This is a genomic window from Myxococcales bacterium (assembly GCA_016699535.1).
Taxonomy (GTDB): domain Bacteria; phylum Myxococcota_A; class Polyangia; order Polyangiales.
Window position 1 is genome coordinate 1,742,665 of the sequence record CP064980.1, and the last position, 18,848, is coordinate 1,761,512.

The 18,848-nt window shown below is 49.2% G+C and carries 19 protein-coding genes; 14 read left to right on the forward strand and 5 right to left on the reverse strand.

Annotation, left to right across the window (positions count from 1 at the left end):
* Nucleotides 1–147 precede the first annotated feature (147 nt).
* Complete coding sequence (locus tag IPJ88_08320) at nt 148–1,707, forward strand: dephospho-CoA kinase (protein QQR91697.1); 1,560 nt, start codon at nt 148–150, stop codon at nt 1,705–1,707.
* 96 nt (nt 1,708–1,803) lie between these two features.
* Here the strand turns inward: IPJ88_08320 and IPJ88_08325 are convergent, their stop codons facing one another.
* The 4 genes from IPJ88_08325 to IPJ88_08340 form a co-directional block, all read right to left on the reverse strand.
* Entirely contained in the window at nt 1,804–2,742 is a 939-nt protein-coding gene (locus IPJ88_08325) for a diguanylate cyclase (GenBank protein QQR91698.1), read from the reverse strand.
* Between the two features lie 181 nt (nt 2,743–2,923).
* The gene (locus tag IPJ88_08330) at nt 2,924–4,384 is read right to left on the reverse strand and encodes a serine/threonine protein kinase (protein QQR91699.1); all 1,461 of its coding nucleotides are present in this window, start codon (nt 4,382–4,384) and stop codon (nt 2,924–2,926) included.
* 160 nt (nt 4,385–4,544) lie between these two features.
* A complete protein-coding gene (locus IPJ88_08335; protein QQR91700.1) occupies nt 4,545–5,084 on the reverse strand; it encodes a hypothetical protein in 540 nt (179 codons plus the stop codon).
* Nucleotides 5,081–5,884, reverse strand: a complete 804-nt coding sequence (locus IPJ88_08340; protein ID QQR91701.1) for a tetratricopeptide repeat protein — start codon at nt 5,882–5,884, stop codon at nt 5,081–5,083. The genes IPJ88_08335 and IPJ88_08340 overlap by 4 nt, the downstream gene beginning before the upstream one ends.
* A 135-nt stretch (nt 5,885–6,019) precedes the next feature.
* Between IPJ88_08340 and IPJ88_08345 the strand changes: the two genes are divergently transcribed.
* The 10 genes from IPJ88_08345 (at nt 6,020) to IPJ88_08390 (ending at nt 13,408) form a co-directional block, all read left to right on the forward strand.
* A complete protein-coding gene (locus IPJ88_08345) occupies nt 6,020–6,334 on the forward strand; it encodes a PqqD family protein (protein ID QQR91702.1) in 315 nt (104 codons plus the stop codon).
* 18 nt (nt 6,335–6,352) lie between these two features.
* Nucleotides 6,353–7,600: a radical SAM protein gene (locus tag IPJ88_08350; protein QQR91703.1), complete on the forward strand. Its 1,248-nt coding sequence runs from the start codon at nt 6,353–6,355 to the stop codon at nt 7,598–7,600.
* A 50-nt stretch (nt 7,601–7,650) separates the two neighbouring features.
* The gene (locus IPJ88_08355) at nt 7,651–7,833 is read left to right on the forward strand and encodes a hypothetical protein (protein QQR91704.1); all 183 of its coding nucleotides are present in this window, start codon (nt 7,651–7,653) and stop codon (nt 7,831–7,833) included.
* 15 nt (nt 7,834–7,848) lie between these two features.
* Nucleotides 7,849–8,016, forward strand: a complete 168-nt coding sequence (locus IPJ88_08360) for a hypothetical protein (protein ID QQR91705.1) — start codon at nt 7,849–7,851, stop codon at nt 8,014–8,016.
* Between the two features lie 26 nt (nt 8,017–8,042).
* Entirely contained in the window at nt 8,043–8,771 is a 729-nt protein-coding gene (locus IPJ88_08365; protein ID QQR91706.1) for a hypothetical protein, read from the forward strand.
* The gene (locus IPJ88_08370) at nt 8,768–9,250 is read left to right on the forward strand and encodes a S24/S26 family peptidase (protein QQR91707.1); all 483 of its coding nucleotides are present in this window, start codon (nt 8,768–8,770) and stop codon (nt 9,248–9,250) included. Before IPJ88_08365 ends, IPJ88_08370 begins: the two co-directional genes overlap by 4 nt.
* 409 nt (nt 9,251–9,659) lie before the next feature.
* Complete coding sequence (locus IPJ88_08375) at nt 9,660–10,937, forward strand: hypothetical protein (protein QQR91708.1); 1,278 nt, start codon at nt 9,660–9,662, stop codon at nt 10,935–10,937.
* The gene (locus IPJ88_08380) at nt 10,927–11,328 is read left to right on the forward strand and encodes a prepilin-type N-terminal cleavage/methylation domain-containing protein (protein QQR91709.1); all 402 of its coding nucleotides are present in this window, start codon (nt 10,927–10,929) and stop codon (nt 11,326–11,328) included. The genes IPJ88_08375 and IPJ88_08380 overlap by 11 nt, the downstream gene beginning before the upstream one ends.
* A 59-nt stretch (nt 11,329–11,387) precedes the next feature.
* The gene (locus tag IPJ88_08385) at nt 11,388–12,122 is read left to right on the forward strand and encodes a hypothetical protein (protein ID QQR91710.1); all 735 of its coding nucleotides are present in this window, start codon (nt 11,388–11,390) and stop codon (nt 12,120–12,122) included.
* Between the two features lie 29 nt (nt 12,123–12,151).
* The gene (locus IPJ88_08390; GenBank protein ID QQR91711.1) at nt 12,152–13,408 is read left to right on the forward strand and encodes a hypothetical protein; all 1,257 of its coding nucleotides are present in this window, start codon (nt 12,152–12,154) and stop codon (nt 13,406–13,408) included.
* Nucleotides 13,409–13,415: 7 nt separating this feature from the next.
* Here the strand turns inward: IPJ88_08390 and IPJ88_08395 are convergent, their stop codons facing one another.
* Nucleotides 13,416–14,237 (reverse strand): DNA adenine methylase, encoded by an 822-nt coding sequence (locus IPJ88_08395; GenBank protein ID QQR91999.1) that lies wholly within the window; start codon nt 14,235–14,237, stop codon nt 13,416–13,418.
* 459 nt (nt 14,238–14,696) lie between these two features.
* Between IPJ88_08395 and IPJ88_08400 the strand changes: the two genes are divergently transcribed.
* The 3 genes from IPJ88_08400 to purL are packed head-to-tail and all read left to right on the forward strand — an operon-like array spanning nt 14,697 to nt 18,774.
* On the forward strand, nt 14,697–15,707 hold the full coding sequence (locus IPJ88_08400) for a GGDEF domain-containing protein (protein QQR91712.1): 1,011 nt from the start codon (nt 14,697–14,699) through the stop codon (nt 15,705–15,707).
* A 56-nt stretch (nt 15,708–15,763) separates the two neighbouring features.
* Nucleotides 15,764–16,492 carry a phosphoribosylformylglycinamidine synthase subunit PurQ gene (gene purQ / locus IPJ88_08405; GenBank protein QQR91713.1) on the forward strand — a complete coding sequence of 243 codons (729 nt, stop codon included), beginning with the start codon at nt 15,764–15,766 and terminating at the stop codon, nt 16,490–16,492.
* The gene (gene purL / locus IPJ88_08410) at nt 16,489–18,774 is read left to right on the forward strand and encodes a phosphoribosylformylglycinamidine synthase subunit PurL (GenBank protein QQR91714.1); all 2,286 of its coding nucleotides are present in this window, start codon (nt 16,489–16,491) and stop codon (nt 18,772–18,774) included. Before purQ ends, purL begins: the two co-directional genes overlap by 4 nt.
* Nucleotides 18,775–18,848: the final 74 nt, after the last annotated feature.

The window sequence follows — 18,848 nt, forward strand, 5'->3', positions numbered from 1 at the left end:
CTTTTGCCTATCATGCAGGAAATGAAAAACGAAAGATAGGTGCCGAATTGAGGAAGCGTCGAAAAGGTCTTCCAGCGCTTCGCCTGCTGGCTTCAGCCTGGTTTTGTGGTCCATGACTTTATCCGGCTCTGGGTGTAAAGGTAGCTTGTGCAAGCACTAAGCCAGGCGCTCCAGCACTTGGGCATGAAGTTGATTGAGACCCATATTTCTTGGGTGTTTCTAGACGATTGCCTTGTCTATAAACTAAAGAAGCCGGTTTGCTTTGATTTTCTCGACTATTCAACGTTGGAAAAGCGAAAAGAAGCGTGTCTGGCGGAAATTGCACTTAACCAACGTCTAGCACCGGATGTTTACTTGGGTTTGAGTTATGTGACGAAAGAGCAGGATGGCCGGTATGTTTTCGACGGCGAGGGCGAGCTAGTTGACTATGCTGTGCGAATGAAACGTTTACCGGACACGCATCGCGCGGACATCCGGTTGACGAATGGGTCTTTGAGCATAGGCGATATTGTCAAAATCGCCAGTCACATTGCATCGTTTCATAGTCGTGCCCGTTGCGATGAGTACACGGCGCAGTTTGCAACTGTTGATGCGGTTCAAGCGAACGTTGAAGGCAATTTTGTACAAACAAAAGATACCCTTGAACGGTATCTCGACAAATCTCAAATAGATGAGCTGCACCATTGGCATAGTAGCTTTCTTCTTAGAAACTCGAGGCTTTTTCTTGAGAGAATTGCTGCAAAACGAGTTTGTGATGGCCATGGCGATCTGAGGCTCGAGCATATTTACTTAGACGCGCAAAAACACATTTCGATTCTCGACTGCATTGAGTTTAATGAACGTTTTCGTTTCGCCGATGTTTGCGCAGATATCGCCTTTGTTAGCATGGATCTGGCGTGGCATGGCCGTGTTGATCTAGCGGAGTATTTCCTTTCGGTGTACGCGCAACAAAGCAACGATTATGGTTTCTATCGTTTAATCGATTTTTACCAAAGCTATCGGGCACAGGTCCGGGGCAAAGTTGCGTCCATTGTGGCATCCGATGAGCACGCTGTTGCTCAGGCCCGGCAAAAAGCAATAGCTGAAGCGCGTCGCTACTACCTGGTGGCACTTTCCGCGACGAGGAAAGCGCTTAGTAAAAATTGCGTTGTTGCGATCGGTGGTATCATCGCAAGTGGTAAAAGTACCGTCGCTGATGCACTTAGCCAGCAAGTAGGACTTCCCGTTGTGCAAAGTGACCGGGTTAGGAAACATGTGCTTGGTGTAGCGCCAATGACGGCTGTTCCCCATGAAGCTTTCAAAGGCGCTTATGCAAAAGAGATGACGGACAACGTGTATGAGATGCTCTTTGCGCATGCCGACAAAGTGTTGCAAAGCGGTAGAGCGGTAGTTTTGGATGCTTCGTTTTCGTCTCGAAAATATCGCGCCAAAGCAAAAGTTTTGGCTGAAAAACATGGTGTGCCCTTTTACTTTTTGGAATGCAAAGCTTCGCGCGCTGTTTGCCTTGAGCGTTTGGAGCTGAGGGCTGAAGAAAAAAGTGTAAGCGACGGACGGGCGGAGATTTTCGACGCCTTTGTTAATCAGTGGGAAAGGGTTACTGAATTCGATTCTTCAGAATATTTTCCACTGGATACCACTGGTTCGCTGCAGAGTTGTGTTGATCATCTTCGAAAAGAACTGCCTCTTTGGCCAGTTGCCAAAGCCTAGAGAGTCCCGTCTAGAACGGGTCTCTTACGACCTCGTTCCGCTTTTGGGTGGACCGATCCTTGTGAGATAGCTTCCTGCTGATTGGGGCGTAGTCAATCAGCTAAGTGTTTCTCTGGTCGTACGCTCGGCGTTAAAATAAGCTACTTGGTCGCGACCATTTTCTTTGGCTTCATAAAGGGCTTGGTCTGCGGCCTCGAGCATGTCACTTGGCGCTTCAAACTCCTTTTTTGATAGCGTGGCAACTCCGATGCTTGTGGTGATCGCGATGCGTTTATCATCATGGTAGATTTCGAGATTGTGAATTTCTTCGCGCAATCGTTCTGCAAGGATACGAAGCCCTTCGGCGGGTGTGCTCCGAACAATAATCACAAATTCGTCACCGCCATAACGGGCAAGAACATCTTCGTTTCGCACGCTTGAGCGAATATGATCAACTAAGGTGCGTAGCGTATGATCTCCTGCAAGGTGACCGTAGGTATCGTTGACCTGTTTGAAATTATCCACATCGAGAATCAAAACGCTGAGGATGCTTTTGTGCCGGATAGCAAAGCCAAACTCTTTAGAAAATTGTTCCTGAAAATAGCGTTTGTTAAATGCACTGGTAAGTGGATCTTGCAGTGCAGATTCCAGCATCTTTTGTTGAAACTCTTCGTCGAGTTCATCGTGATAGGCAAAACGTAAAACGGTATCAGAGCCAAGTGCAATTTTTTCGCCCTCGTTGATTTCGAGTTGATCAACCCGATTCCCTTGGAAATACACACCATTGCGACTCTGCAAATCGATAATCTGCAGTTTGTCTTTCTCGAGTTGAACACGACAATGTTGCCTTGAGACACCCTCTCCATCAAGTCGGATGTCAGCTTTTGAGCTTCGACCAAGAACATAGCGCTTCTCTATGTCGATGCGGTACATCCGACCCACGTTGGGTCCGCTTATAACAGTAAGAAAGGCTCGGTCTCGCGAAGTTGAACCGCGAGGGGTAAAGTTACCCTTGACTGTTTTCGTTTCTTCTGCGTCGCTGGGCGTCTTGGCCATTGTTCAAATTATAAGCTTAGCACGGAAGTCAGGGAAATTTCTGCGCTTTTGTCCCAAATTTCTTCGACATTGTGCGTTCGTGTGGTGAAAAAAAGCTATTTCTTACCTAAATCTTGGTCGAACGCGTCAATGCCGAGTACGCCGTTACCGGATTTTTTGGAAGGAGACGTAGGCGTTGGGGCTACCTCTTTGCTAGCTGTTGCTCGTTTTCGTCGTCGTCGCTGGCTACTGCTTTCACTTCTAGAAGATGGTGCTGCCTTTGCTTCGTCGTTTGCCTGCTCTGCTTCAACTGCTTTTCCAGAAAGCGAATCCGTTTCGAGCATTTGAGTTTTTCGTCGAGCGGCTGCTTCGTCGTTTCCGTGTTGGCTGCGTTTGCAGCACTGTTTTCAGGTTGCGCGATTGAAGGGCTCGATGTTGGAACAGACTGTTGAGCAGGAGCAGCGCTTCCTTGGCTACCAAGACGAGCGCTTATGAAAGCAATGAAAGCAACCGCAACCATGAAGACAACCCACGGGGCATAGCGTTTGAATGGAGAGGATAAGGATATGGAGCGAGTGTGACTGGTTTCAAAATGTGTAAGCGCTGTTTCTGTGCGCTCTGGATCTCTGGTACTGTCTGGTTTGTTGGATTCTTGGCTTCGGCTTCGCTGCAAAGCGCGCCGTATGTTCTCTTGCATCAAAGAAAGGTGGACTGCACCTGCTTCTCTTACAAAATCTGAAAGACCTGAAGTTTCCGATCTTGAATAGCTGTCTCGTATAGCCTTTTCCAACGCCAATCCAAATTCGGCAGCAGTTTGCCAGCGATCTAGTTTGTCACGTTGCAAAGCTTTACTGACAACGTCGGAAATTTCTTTGGGCACATCCATCCGGAACTCGTGAAGTGGTCGAATATCTTGCCACAGAATACGCTCGAGAATGTTTAACGGATTGCTTTCCTTTTCGGTCTTGAATAGACGCTCCCCGCTTAGTGCTTCCCAAGTTACTATGCCTAAAGCAAAGATGTCGCTTCGCCGGTCAAGGTCTTCTCCCCGGGCTTGTTCTGGAGAGAAGTAGGCAAATTTTCCTTTGAACTGGCCAGTGCTGGTTTGGGTGTTGCGCATGGCAGCACGCGCTACGCCAAAGTCTGTGAGCTTAACTCTACCGTCAACTCCAACCAGAATGTTGTGAGGAGAAATATCACGATGAACGATACCTAGTGGGGTGCCTGTTGGTGTTTTTGCTTCATGCGCATCATGGAGACCTTTGGCGGCTTGCGATAAAATTTCGCAGAGCATGCCAATGGGACGTGGCCCGTTTTCAGCGCCACTAAGTGTCTTGTTGATGGAGCTTAGTGGGACACCCACGACGAGTTCCATCACAATAAAGAGTGTGCCGTCTTCAGCGCGTCCGAGGTCCAAAGTCGATACAACATGTGGACTCGAAATATCTGCCGCGATGCGAGCCTCGTCTAAAAACATGGTAACATTATCTTCGTTACCCGTCATGCCGCCGTGCATACGTTTTAGCGCGACGAGTTTTTGGAAACCTGCTTCGCCAACAATACGCGCAGCATACACCTCTGCCATGCCTCCTGATCCAATAGGAAAGAGTAACTCATAGCGACCAATTCGCTTTGGAGTTGTATTGCGTGCGGCAAGCCCCATTGTTTTAGTTTGCCAGTGCTTTGGCAATTTGGCCAGAACTTCGGTTTTTGCCTTCGCTGTCTTTCTTGCGGTGTGGGATGAGGTGAGTCTTGTCCCTGTCACCAAGTCAGGGATGCTGTGATCGAGAACAGGTCAGGGCCATTATTTAGAAAGGCCTTGGCTATTCGCAAAAATGAGTGCCAGCGTTGCGGCAGTAGCTGCTGGCTTCGCCTTCGAGGCAACCTTCAATGTCGCATTTATCCACGATCAAAGCTTCGCTGTCTTTGTCCGATGGTATTGAAGCGATGGTGGCTGACCAAAAGGTTCGTTCGCCAATATACAAAGGATTTTCAAGTACAAAGCGGCTTTCTGCCGCCAAATCGTCGCCCAAGGCAGTGCATGTGGGGTTTGCACAGAATTTAACCCTTAAGTTTACGTCGCCCTCAGGGGAGTCTGCCACCACGCTAACCTCGGAAACGGTACCGTTTGCTTCAAGTCGAACTCCTGCGGGGTCAGACCCTTCCCACTCCACACTAAAGGGGTTGTTTTCAGCCCATCTAAACTGGATTAGTGCATAAAGCTCTTCAGCGCCACTGGCCGAATATGGCGGGAGCGTAAGCTGAACTTCTAAGATAGCATTTTGCTCGGCGCTACATCCGGCCAGGGCCCATAGGGATAGCGCGATGGCGATGCTCTTGTTTAGTGCAGAGGAGAATTTCATAGCTTAACTCTCGTGTCCGACATTGGCGAGAGGCGTTCGTCAGCTGGTGAAAGCAAAAAATAGCCACCAATCGCAGCTCCAATAACAACCACCCCGATGATGGTCCAAAACAGAGGACTTTCGAGCACCGAGCTGCTTTCAGTGTCTGCATTTAGAGCTTGATCGGGTTGCAAAAAGTGGTTCTGTGCAGGTGGTATGACGTCGAGAGTAGCCTTTTCGGTTGCCAAGGGTGGGGTGTCCACGTCGACGGATTGTTGTTGCCCGTCATCGAGGTTGCCTTGCCAACGAAAAAGTTTATGGTTTTCGCGTTCGACATAAACAGCGTGCTGACCGGAATCGATCTCAAGGATGAGGGGCCGGGCTCCGGTATCAGGGATAAGCTTTCCATCAATCGTGATTTGGTACTTCACATCCGAGCTAAGTTTGTTCAAAACAAGCACTGCTATGCGTTGCTTTTCTTCCTGCAACGATCGCTCAGCACTTTGTTTCATGGCGGCAGACAAACTGCTCCCATGCTTACTAAGGAGCAAAGAGAAACTGTCTTTGGCTTCCTTGTGGCGGCCAAGTGCGCGTAAGGAAATTCCAAGATTGTAGAGAGCTGCTGGGACTTTTGAAAGCTCATAAGCTCGTTCAAAGTTTTTGACGGCATCGGCCCAGCGTCCGGATTGGACTGCGGCGTTTCCTGCTAGATACAGCGCACGGGCCTCTTCCAGATCGGCATTTGATTCGTTTTGCGCGCTTGCAAGACTGGGACAAAGTAGAAGCCCACCGACTACAAAGAATAGTATTCTCACGCTCATAGCGGCCGAGAATATCATATTTCGGCGAATAAGAAGTGCTTTGCTGCACCCATGAACGCGGTATGGGTGAGAAAGCCATATTTTGCCTTTTTTCTTTATTTCGCCAGCACGGGTAGTCTGTGATAATTTTTCTTTATGTCTTTAGACGATTCAATCTTTGTGGCTCGAAAAGAGTTTATTAGTCGAGACGTTGGTGGGGAATTGGTTGTTGTACCCATTAACGAGGCCGTGGCTGAATTGGCCTCAGTCTTTGTACTGAGTGATGTGGCGAAAGAAATCTGGAATTGTTTGCAAGAAGCAAGCTGCCCCAGCCAGATTGTCACTAAACTTGAGCGTCTTTATGATGCAAGCACTGAGCAAATTCAAACGGATGTGGAAAGCTTTTTAAAAGATGCGATGCAAGCCGGTCTTATAGAGTGTCTTGATGATGTTTATGAAGAGGACCTCTAGCAAGATGCAAAACAAAAGATGATAGGCACTCGTTCCTACAGTGACTTTAGTCGCGGCATCGGTTTGCGTGCTTTGGAAAAACGCATCCCTATCAGTGGTACGATTGAGGTAAGCCATCGTTGTCCTCTCGATTGTAAGCATTGCTACAACAACTTGCCGATGTCGGATGAAGCCCGCGCTCGGGAGCTCAGTTACGACGAGTACTGCCGCATTCTCGATGAACTCGCGGATGCTGGCTGCATGTGGCTCTTGTTTACTGGAGGCGAAGTATTCGCCCGGCGTGATTTTCTCGATATCTATACCTACGCCAAGCAAAAAGGCTTTTTTATAACGATTTTTACAAATGGCACGCTTGTGACTCAAAAGGTGGTCGACCACCTTAAGAAATGGCCGCCGTTTAGCATCGAAATTACTTTATACGGCCATAGTAAGGAGACCTATGAGGCGCTTACTTCTATTCCCGGCTCCTTTGAAAAATGCATTCGGGGCATTCACCTGCTGCAAGAAAATGCTTTGCCATTAAAACTAAAAACAGTGGCGGTGCAGAGCAATGAACATGAAGTGGAGTCGATGCAGCGCTTCGCTCGAGAGCAACTGGGCTTGGAATTTAAGCTTGATGGGATGATCAATCCACGTACCAATGGTTTCAAAGGACCCTTGCTTCAGCGTTTGGATGCTGAGCAGTTGGTAGCCGCTGAATTTGCCGATACGGCCCAAGCTCAGAAATGGAAGGATTTTAGCAAATCCATGCTCGGTCCAGCTAATCCTCCGGAAAAAGAAAAAGACATCTACAGTTGTGGCGGAGGCTTGCGAGCCTTTGCGATTGATCCCTATGGCAAACTCAGCATTTGCGTGCTTTCTCAAAAGGAGCACTTTGATTTGAGAGAGGGAAGCTTTAAAGAAGGCTGGGAGAGCTTCTTAAAGGCTGTGCGCAGCAAGCAGCAAAGTCGAACGACAAAATGCACGCATTGCCAAATTAAAGCTGTCTGTGGAATGTGCCCCGCCAATGGCGAGCTTGAGCATGATGACCCCGAAGAGCCTGTTGAATTCATGTGTAGGGTTGCTCATTTGCGAAGCTTGGTGGTCGGCCTTGAAGTTCCCTCTCATGGAAGCTGCGAATATTGTTCGGATGGAGAACATTTTCAGGACATTTTGGCTGCAGCAGGACGCATTGTTCGTGGCGAAAGCAAAAAAAGGCTGCCGTTAGCTTCAGGGGAAAGTACCATTGCTTCATGTGGTTCTGGAGCATGTGGAAGTTGTGCGTAAGGGTTGGGACGTTGTTTTGCTACCCGTGGGTGTCGGGTTAGGAGCGTGTCATGGCAGAAGAGATAGACAAAGATGAGGGGACTCGTTCTCGTAAAGCATATGAGAAACCAACTATCGAAAAAGTTCCGCTAAAACCAGAAGAAGCTGTGTTGGGGTTCTGTAAGTCCTCCGGCATTGGAGGCCCTGTAGGTTTAGATTGTCAATTGGCCGGCTGTTCCTCGTTGGGATCCTAAGCTAAACTTATGTGGATGGATGCACATACCGCTTCGCTGGATGAGCAAGGGATTCGAACCGTATTGGGGATCGGTGGATTTTCCATCGAGATTGTTGGTAGCGAGACGCTTCCGGCAACGCTCACCGGGGCAAGCGAACGATTTCGCTTGCCTGGCTTTAGCGGCAGCGTGGATCTGCACTGAAACTTAGCTGGGCCGACAATCGCTCCTTGCAGGATCAACCTGCCGTTTTTGATTCGGGCGCAACTTGGCGCCTTATTGAAAAAAACGAAAATGGACTTGTTTTTGCTTTGTACTCTCCTTTGTTTGGGGACGTGCCCTACAAAGTTGTGCGATTCGATCACGCCATGCAAAAAGGTGAAATTACCTTTCACCGTGACTTCTTTTTCAATACCCGCAGGCCTGTCGTTCCTTTGGAGTATCCTCTTGATGAGCTTATTTTGGTGCGAAAGCTTGCCATGTTGGGCGGCGTCGAGCTGCATGCTTGCGGCGTTGAAATCCAAAACAACGCTGCGCTCTTTATCGGACATTCTGGCGCAGGAAAAAGCACCATAGGCAATCTTTTAAAGACGCATACATCTGCTTCTATTTTGAGTGACGACCGGATCGTGGCACGTGAATTTGCTGGATGTCTGCAAGCATTTGGAACGCCATGGCATGGGACGGCCAAGCTTGCCCAGGCCAAGTCTTCAAAGATAGCTGCTTTGTTTCTTCTGAGACAAGCCTCATCCAATTGCATTCGAAGGCTTGGTCCTGCTCAAGCAGTGGCTCGTTTGGCGGCCTGTAGTTTTATGCCTGTTTATGATCGCTCTAGTATGGCCAACTGCCTTGGCTTTTTGGAGCACTTGAGTCTATCGCTTCCAGTGTACGAGCTTGGTTTTTATCCGGATGAAAAAGTAGTGGGTTATGTGCTGAAGCATGCTTTTCCTTCGACATGAGGAATCTGCCCGACCACAGCGGAGCGAACTCAGCGCGCTTTTGGAGTGTTGTTGAGGGAGCAGTAAAGGAAGTTTCGGCATTTCGTTTTGAAGTTGAGGGTGCAAGCATGCTGCCGGTTCTTTGGCCGAAAGATCATGTGACAGTAAGGGTGTGTTCTTGGCCGCATGTAAAGCCTGGGGATATTGTCTTTGGGCGCAGCAAACGGGGTGCAACCTTGCACCGTGTCCTCTGTGTTCAAGGCATACGAAATGCCCAAACAAAGGCTTTTGATTTTAGTTTCGTGACCCAGGGTGATGCTGCGGATCAAACCGAGTGCATGCCAGTAGAGCAATGCGTAGGTGTTGTTGAAAAAGCGTATCGTAATGGCAAAGCCATTTCACTGAATTCGCGAAACGGGTTTAAACGAATAGCTCTGCTTGGCCTTTACCAAAACAATCGTCTCATGCGAGCCATAACAGCCCGCGTTGGGCTTGCGTAAGTGGACCGGTAGTCCTGCGCAGAGCGGACTTTTCCCGAGGTTTTACAAACGAGCTCGCGCTGCCCAAGGGCTCGCTCGACATCTCCGACTTACCGCGTCGCTCCTCGTCGGAAAGTACTGATGTACGTTCCTCCTCGTCGCTCCGGGGCGCTCGGAGATACGAAAACCTCGGAAAAAGAGTGCTCGATTGCCTTGGTTCTTGGGCGCTTCCTGAGTATCTGAGCCTTGATAAAACCTAGACAAAAATGCTTCCGCAAGAATTTTGTTAGACAAAAATTGCTGCTGTTCTTGCTTTCAATGTCATCAATTGCCTACATTTGTATAATTTTATGTTGGTTTCGTAATTTTTATAGACAGCATATCTTTGTTGTGACATAGTATAATTACAGGACCAAAGAAAGAGGAAGACGTGCGCGATTCCGTGACGCCAACAACAGAAAGCAAAACTGCTGCACTCCAAAGAAAAGAGCAGTTGGTGGATCTTTCTGCGAGTGACGGTCATCGCACGATACCTGTACGCAAAAAGGGACAGCCACCCAAGCTTAAGCTTGTGGAGAATGCCGCAAAGGAAGTTGGCGAAGAGCAACAAGACCACAGTGATGATTTTCTCTCCAATATGCTCGAAGCAGGAGCGCTTCCAAGTGTTGTGCCGTTGGCTGTCGATGCGGATGGTGAAAACAGTGAAGAGAAATCTAAACATGTCGGAAGAAATTGGCCGAGCTTGGGACCACTCCTGAGGACAGAAATTAATTTTAAAACCCTTTCATCATGGGTTCCTGCGCTAAAAACTCTCGGTAGTCTCATTCCGCAAAAGCCTGTGGTTCAGGAAAGCAGTTCGTTGCTTATAGAAGGTCAAGAGCTTGCAAGCAAATTGACGAAACTCAAGCAGTTTGCAGATGTTCTTTCAGGACTTTGGGCGGTTACGGACGACAACAAGCAGATTCAAGACGTGCTCGCTAGTGCGTCTAGCGAGTTGGCCAATTTTTCCTTCGACCAAGACGATACTCAGATCGAACAAACCTTTGGACATGTCACTTCGTTGCCAGAAGACGCCGAGTTTAAAATCGCGCGCGTTCTAAATTGCATGCAGCTATCGCAACTGACTGAAGCGATGGATGATGGTGTGCTTGAGTATCCAGAGGTGCTTCGTTTACGTCAGCTGGCCAGTGCAGCAGCACCCGCTACGCAAACGAATGAGTCATCAGCCATGATCGAGAATATGGCGGTGACCAGTGCAAGCCTTGAGTGGCAACGCAAGCAAGAACGCAGACAAAAAAGCAAGGGAGTAAATCGTTTTTCAGAGGCGACAAAGGCAAAAGCATTTAGTGTCATGCGTGCGGCTCTCACTATCGGAGTCATCTTGTCTTTGGGATACGGAACATACACGGCTTGGGATTTTTATCAGGTCGAGCGTGCTGATGTCTCGCATCTTAAGCCCTTAGACATTTATGAGATTTCGCCAGTGCTTACGTCGGGCGGTTTTGCAGGTAGGCCAGATCAGCGGGCTTTTGTCGGGCAGCTCGACTTCACTAAATGGAGCGCTCTTGAGAAAAAAGACAAAGAAGAGCTTTTACTGCGTATTTGGCATGCCCTTGAAGGGAACAAAGGTTTTCGGTCGGTGGCTCTTTTTGGCAACCAGTCGATGGTAGCCCATCTAAGCGACGGGAAGGTGCGTTTTGTACGATAAAAAGCACACAAAACACCAAGCGGGCTTTACGCTCGTCGAACTGATGACGACAGTTCTAATCCTTGGAATCTTGGCGACTTCAGCGTCCGCTAACTTTAGCCGTTTTAAAACCAAGGCGAGACGCTCAGAGCTAACGCTGAGCTTTGGTGCAGTCAAGCGCCAGCAAGAAGCCTATCATGCAGCCTACAATCGTTACGCTGCTGATTTTGATGAACTTGGTTTTGCGATTCGAGGCGGCAGTCGTCTATCAGCTGCATCCATAACGGGCGGCAGGTACGCCTACACCATGGATCAACCTTGGGGTGAGGACTCTTATTACTGTGTTGCTACCGGCAACATTGATGATGATGAATTTCCAGACGTCGCCGTTTTAGAAGTGGGACGACAGTAGGCAGGGCAAAAGGAAGAAAAGGGGCAAATATGGACGAAAGAAGTAAAAGGAAAAAGAGGTTGCAGAAGTGGTTATTGTCAGGAAGCCTTCTGCTCTCGCTAGGATTTTTGGTTGTGGTTGCGCAGGCGCAAAGTGGTGTTGCGAGCATCTATTTCTTGTTCAATGATTTAGATAACTACGCAAACGATCCGTTTGCTGATGCCGAACAGGCTTCTGAGGGCTCATCGGATGGCAATCAGCAGGGGAACGAAGAGTCGAGTAACAACAACTCGAACAACAACAGTTCCAGTAACAACAACAGTAACTCGAACAACAACAGTTCCAGTAACAATAACAGTAACTCGAACAATAATAGTTCCAGTAACAACAACAGCAACTCGAACAACAATAGCTCAAGCAATCAGAGTTCAAGCAACAACAACTCGAACAACAATAGCTCAAGCAATCAGAGTTCAAGCAACAATAGCTCGAACAATAATAGCTCAAGCAATCAGAGTTCAAGCAACAATAGCTCAAGCAATCAGAGTTCGAACAACAATAGCTCAAGCAACCAGAGTTCAAGCAACAACAGCTCGAACAACAATAGCTCAAGCAATCAGAGTTCAAGCAACAACAGCTCGAACAACAATAGCTCAAGCAATCAGAGTTCAAGCAACAACAGCTCGAACAACAATAGCTCAAGCAATGCAAGTTCGAGCAACAATAGCTCAAGCAATCAGAGCTCAAGCAACAACAGCTCGAACGATAATGGCAGTAGCGATCAGGGCTCAAGCAAGAAGAAGAAGAAGAAGTAGTAGTGGAGAAAATGTGGTAACTAGTAACCATGCAGACCTTGGTTGAAGATGTGTTGTGGTTGCTTGGTCCTGCGGGCCTGATCGTCATTCACGTACTCGTGTTTGGCGCTTGGGTTCGCAGGATTATTCCTTTAGTGCTGCTGCTTGATGTGGTTGCGTTTGTTCTGTTTGCAACATCGCTCTTTTCGCTTCATCAGTTCGACCTTTGGATGGCTGAGGATGCCTGGGTTGAATGGGGCACCTTTTTTTCCTTTTTTGCGGTCCTACCCTTGGTCGCATGGCAACTGTACAAAGAACATCAGCAAGAACGCTCGCGCGACTTTTTATCCCAGCTTGCGTTGATTGCGCTCTCGTTGTTTTGCGTGTTTATTGCCGGTGAAGAGATTTCCTGGGGGCAGCGCTTGTTCGCGCTAAAGCCGCCTGACTACTTTCTAGCGCACAATTTTCAGCAGGAGCTCAATCTTCACAATCTTGTCGCTGAAGAGAAAACGCTCGGTCAAAAAATTGATACTCGGTACTTTGTGGCTGCACTGGCAGTACTTTACGGCGTATTGATTCCGCTATTGCGGCTAAGCATCGAACGCTTCTGGAAACCCATCGGCTTTCTTAGTGCTGTAGCACCTTCGCTCTTTTTGCTTCCTTATTTTGCTTGTGTTGCTTTAATGGAACTGATCTATCCCTTGCAAATGGGTGGTGAAGCTGCAGAGTTCGGCCTCGGCCTTCTCTTTTTGTGCTCGGCGATTTTAATTCAGTATGGCGAGGATGATGTCATTGATGGTTTCAAAGATGTCATAGCGATCGTGACTCCCTTTGTGGCCTCGTTGTTGCTTGCTATCGTCACGCCGCCCTTGCTTGAAGCGACGCTTTGGGCTGAAGACGAGCAGAAAGAAAAGCGAACCTTAGCGGAGTTGGAACTGCTAAAGCGAGATTTCCTAGGCGAGCATGAGGGACAAGAACTGCTTCGCGGAGGCTTCATTCATAAGCGTATTTTTACTGGTATCGAGGAAGGCTGGCTGCGCTGGCCAAAGCAAAGCGCTTTTGTGTCTGGTGGACACACTAAAGGCCAGAGCAAGGCCGCGGTTGAAGCGCGCCGTAATTTTTACATTGACCCATGGAACAACCCCTACTGGTATCTTTACCACCGCAAACTGCGTGTCTTGGTTATCTATTCCTTTGGTGCCAACCGCAAGCGCGATACCCAGCTCGAACATCATCCCCTTGATGTCGTTCGCCATGGCATGCATGGCGATGATCTCGCCGTAGCTGTTCGTCTTTCCTGGAAGTAGTGCCTTTTTAGTAGTTGCGAACCACGACTTCGGCCACTGGGCCGCGAGCACTCGCTTTTGAGTTGACTGCGCGGGGGGCAAATATCTTTTCAATCCGATAGCCTTGATAGAGTTTGCGAATAAATGGGACATCGGAGTTGGAGAGCATGAGTTTACAGCCGCGGTAGTCCAATACTTCAAACACTTCGCGTAGGGCTTTTTGATCTTGTTGAGCAAAGCCTTCCTCTGCGTAGCCGGTAAAGTTAGCGGTTTTGGATACTGGTTCATAGGGTGGGTCGAAATAGATGAAGTCGCCAGGGTTGGCCGTTTCGATCAATGCTCTGAAATCCGACTGGACGATGGTTGCGTTTGCCAACCGTGTGCTTGCTGCCCAGAGTTTCTCTTCGTTGGCAATGTTAGGATTTGCGTAGCGGCCCATGGGTACGTTGAATTGTCCTTTGCGATTGACGCGATGTAGGCCGTTGAAACAGGTTCTGTTTAAATAGATAAACATGGCAGCTCGCTCGTCATCGTTAATGTTAATAGCGTGATTGTAACGTTCTCGGATTCGGTAGTAATGCTCTTGGCTGTGTCGTTTTGCATGGCGTCGCAAGTGACGAATCACACTTTCAACGTTATCCCGCACGGCAGTGTAAGTTGTGATAAGAGCAGGGTTCAGATCGCATAAAAGCGCACGCTCAGGAGTGCGATTAAAGAATAGAGCTCCTCCCCCCACGAAGGGTTCGACGTGCCGCATACGCTCGACTCCCTTCGGAAGGCGGGAATTAAGCTGATTTAAAAGGCGTCCTTTTCCTCCAACCCACTTTAAAATGGGACTGCAGGGCTGCAGTGCGCCTAAATCGTGTTGTTTTTTCTGAAAATCTTGAGCGAGGTGGGCTGATGTAGTCACGAAAACTACATTAGAACACGATGTAAGTAGTACACAAAAAAACGCCAAACTTTGTGCTCAGGGTCAGTTTGTCTAGGAAAAAACATGCCGTCTTGGGAGCTAAAAACAATTCCAATTGGGCTTTGGTCTGAATGGAGGTATCGGCTTGCCATTGAGGAGGGAATGCTGCGTCCTTAATAGCGATGCATGCAATTTGAGCTATGAAATTACATAGGAAATTTACAAGATCGTGTTCTTAGGATCTCGCTTTTGGCTAAGGCGTACTTTGTGGGTTATGTGCGATTCCTCACTACCAAACGACATGAATATGTAGAAATCTTGATTTTTCTCCTTGTTTTTTGCCACCGGTAGTTAAAATCCACCCGCATGCAGAAGGACGCGCTCGTAGCTATAAGAGATATGACCCAAGCGATTGGTGGGGCGAGGTGTTTGGAGGCTGGTCTCAAGGCACTGACGGATGGCGCGTTGCTTTTAACCGGAGCAGATCACGCTTCGGTGCGTTTATGCGACGAACATGGAGAGCTCAAAGCCAACGCCCGCTCTGGCATCGGTGCGGATCAGGAAGCGCCTGTTTTTCGCAAAGGTGAAGGGCTGATTGGATGGGTTGCTCAAACCGGCAAGATTGCGCGCGTGGCGGATGGCCGGCGGGATAAACGCTTTTTAGTGGGTGGTGAGCCCAACTTTCCAGTGTGCTCAGTCATGTCTGTGCCGATTCTTTCCAACGGTGAAGTATTGGGCGTGGTCTCTTTGTCAGCTTCGAAGCCGGATGCTTTTGGTGCTGAGGATGAGGCTATTGGCGAGCTGCTTGCTAACTGCGCCCTTCAAGCAGTGCGCATGTCCGAGCTTGAACAGTTGGCTATCACCGATCCGCATACGAGGGCCTACAATCGGCATTTCTTAGGCCCATGCCTCAATCGAGAAATGCAGCGCTCTCGACGTTTGAACTCGCCGCTTAGCATTCTGTTTATGGACCTGGACCATTTTAAGCAGATTAATGATGAGCATGGCCACGCAGTGGGAGATGCTGTGCTGAGGGCTTTTGTGCGAGCTGTTCGAGAATGCGTGCGCGAGGTGGATGTCTTGATACGCCGAGGGGGCGAGGAATTCGTGCTTTCGATGCCCAATACGGACACCGAGGGTGCTTATTATGTCGCAGAACGCATCCGTTTGTGCGTCAGGCAGCAGCCTTTACGAGTGCATGACGCGACCTTGCTGGTTCAGACCGTATCCATTGGTGTGGCGACTTGGGATGGACATGAAAACGCCGAATCATTGGAACACCGGGCCGATGCTGCGATGTACGAGGCGAAGCGTCAGGGGCGAAACCGTGTGGTTGTGGCGGCTCACCGGCCTTCGGGGATTCACGATCTTCATATCGGCGCTCCGATGGTAAAGGCGATACGCGAATAACGCCTTTGACAGCATTCAAGTGGCCCTGCTATCCCTCGGGCCATGATGGTGCCTAAATGACGATCGGTGTCGTAGTATTCCCTGGCTCAAACGCGGATTGGGATGCGCTTCATGTCGTGCGAGACGTCTTAGCGTGTGATGCTCGTTATGTGTTTCATACTGAAACGCAATTGGATGCCTATCGAGCGTTAATCATTCCTGGCGGATTTTCGTATGGCGATTATTTACGTTGTGGGGCGATTGCTCGTTTTAGTCCGATCGGCGAATCGATTGTTCAAGCCGCAGAACGCGGTGTTCCGATATTGGGCATCTGCAATGGTTTTCAAGTTCTTACCGAACTGCATTTGCTGCCCGGAGCACTCGTGCGAAATAAACAGCTCCGTTTTATCTGTCGCGATGTGCATCTACGTGTGGAGTGCGAGGGTGTTTTTACCGAAGGGTTAAAAGACAAAGTTTTGCGTATGCCAGTAGCGCACGCAGAAGGACGCTACCACTGCGATGAGCAAACGCTTGCCATGTTAAGAGCAGATGATCGCATTGCTTTGCGTTATAGCGACCTCGACGGAAAGTTCGGTGAGCATAGCAATATCAACGGCTCGATAGAGGGCATTGCTGGAATCTACAACGAATCACGGAATGTACTTGGTTTGATGCCGCATCCAGAACGGGCAGCGGAGCGAGTGCTTGGCTCTGATGATGGTCTATCATTGTTTAACGCCATGAAGCGGCACCTTGATAGTGCTCCTGCCGCGCCAGCGCGCGCTCGAGAAGGGAGAGGCCAATGAGTAAACCGATATCATGGCCAAATGATCCCAAAACAATTGATCTCGCGCTCGCCAAAAGCTTTGGCCTGAATGAGGCAGAGTGGTTGCTTGTCTTGGATAAACTGGGTCGTGTTCCAGGCTATGCTGAGCTTGGCGTGATCAGTGTGATGTGGTCAGAGCATTGCTCCTATAAATCATCACGCGTGCATCTACGTAGGCTGCCGAGTGAAGGTCCACAAGTGGTGCAAGGCCCGGGCGAGAATGCTGGGGCGGTCGATATTGGTGATGGTTACTGTGCAGTGTTTAAAATGGAATCGCACAATCACCCATCGTTCATCGAACCCTATCAAGGAGCTGCGACGGGGGTAGGCGGGATTTTACGTGATGTCTTTACGATGGGCGCACGTCCGATTGCCCTTTTAAATTCCTTACGCTTTGGCGAGCCAAAACATCAACGCACCGCAGAGTTGGTATCTGGCGTTGTGGCTGGCATCGGCGGCTACGGCAATTGCATGGGTGTGCCGACAGTGGGCGGCGAAGTTCAGTTCGATGCAAGCTACAATGGGAACATCTTGGTTAATGCTTTTGCACTTGGTATCGCCAAGAGCGACGAGCTATTTTTTGGCACTGCCAGCGGTGTGGGCAATCCAGTGTTCTATGTAGGGTCGCGTACTGGTCGTGATGGTATTCATGGAGCGACCATGGCATCAGCTCAGTTTGAAGAGGATGCGGATACCAAGTTGCCTACTGTTCAAGTTGGTGATCCTTTTATGGAAAAGCTTTTGCTTGAAGCTTGCCTTGAAATCTTTAAAACAGATTGTCTTGCAGGTGTGCAGGATATGGGCGCAGCGGGATTGACGTCGTCTTCGGTTGAAATGGCGGCGCGAGCGGGGACGGGCTTGGAACTTGATCTGGATAGTGTCCCGCGCCGGACTCAAGCGCTTAGCCCTTATGAGATTCTGCTTTCGGAGTCTCAAGAACGCATGCTCATGGTGGCCAAGAAGGGCAGAGAGCAAGAAATTATTTCGGTCTGCAAGAAGTGGGGACTTGATGTTGCCGAGATTGGCAGGGTGACAAATACTGGGCGCTTTGTGTGCAAAGCTACACCGGGCTTTGATCCGTGGACCGAGCCTGATAAAACCCGTGACCCTCAAGTCGTGGTTGATTTGCCTCTTTCGGTGCTGACAGACGATGCCCCTTGCTACGACAGGCCTCAGAAAGTGGTTAAAGGGGACTTTGCTTCGCTCAACCTTGAGCTTCCGCAAGATTGCGAAGAATTGCTGCTTCGCTTACTTCGGCATCCTAACATTGGAAGCAGACGCTCGATTTATAGCCAGTACGACCATGTGGTACGTGATGGAACGATTGTGAGACCCGGTGAGGGCGATGCTGCGGTCGTCCGAGTCTTTCGTGAAGAGAACGGCAGGAGTTTGCCGGAAAAATATCTCGCGATGTCTGCTGATTGCAACGGTCGTTTTGTCAGACTCGATCCCTACATGGGAGCTGCCATGGCGGTTGCTGAATGTGCCAGGAACGTTGCTTGCGTGGGCGCCAAGCCGCTTGGCCTTACCGACTGTCTTAACTTTGGCAATCCAGAGATCCCAGAGACGATGGCAAGTTTTTCCAAGTCCATTGATGGAATTGCTGATGCCTGCAAAGCTTTGGACATTGCCGTGGTTTCGGGCAATGTAAGCCTTTATAATGAGACCGATGGTCAAGCCATTTTGCCCACGCCAACGGTTGCCGTGGTTGGACAAATCGACTCGGTCGATGAAATACGGCCCATGGGATTTTCCCGCGCTGGGGATGAGATTGCTCAGCTAGGCCATTGGCCGGAAGGTAATCTTGGTGGTTCAGAATGCGCCTATCAGCTTACTGGTGAGCTATGTGGTCCAGCCCAGAGTATTGACCTCGCGGCGGAGAAAGCACTGCAGGATGTTCTATTGGCGTCGGCTAAGGAAGGGCTGTTAAGCAGTGCGCATGATATCAGTGATGGTGGATTGGCAGTGAGCCTGGCGGAGAGCTGCATGCTCAATGGTTTTGGCGCAAAGGTTACTCTCCCAGAAGCTAGTTCGGCAAAACTTCTTTTTAGTGAAGAGCCTACGCGGGTTGTTGTGAGTTACGAGCCTGAAAACCGTGTGAAGCTAGAGACTCTATGTCAGCGCTATGGGCTGCCTTTTGTGTTTTTGGGCACAGTCGCTACGGAGCATTTGTCGGTATCCCCTTATTTGAAAGTGGCAGTGAAAGCGCTAAAAAATAGTTTTGATGCTGCCCTAGACGAAATTTTACCGCAATCTGAATAGATGTTGGGATTCTCGGTGTTTCTTGCCAAATAGCTATTGGACGGTGTAGGAAAGCTGCAAATCAGGTATGAGGG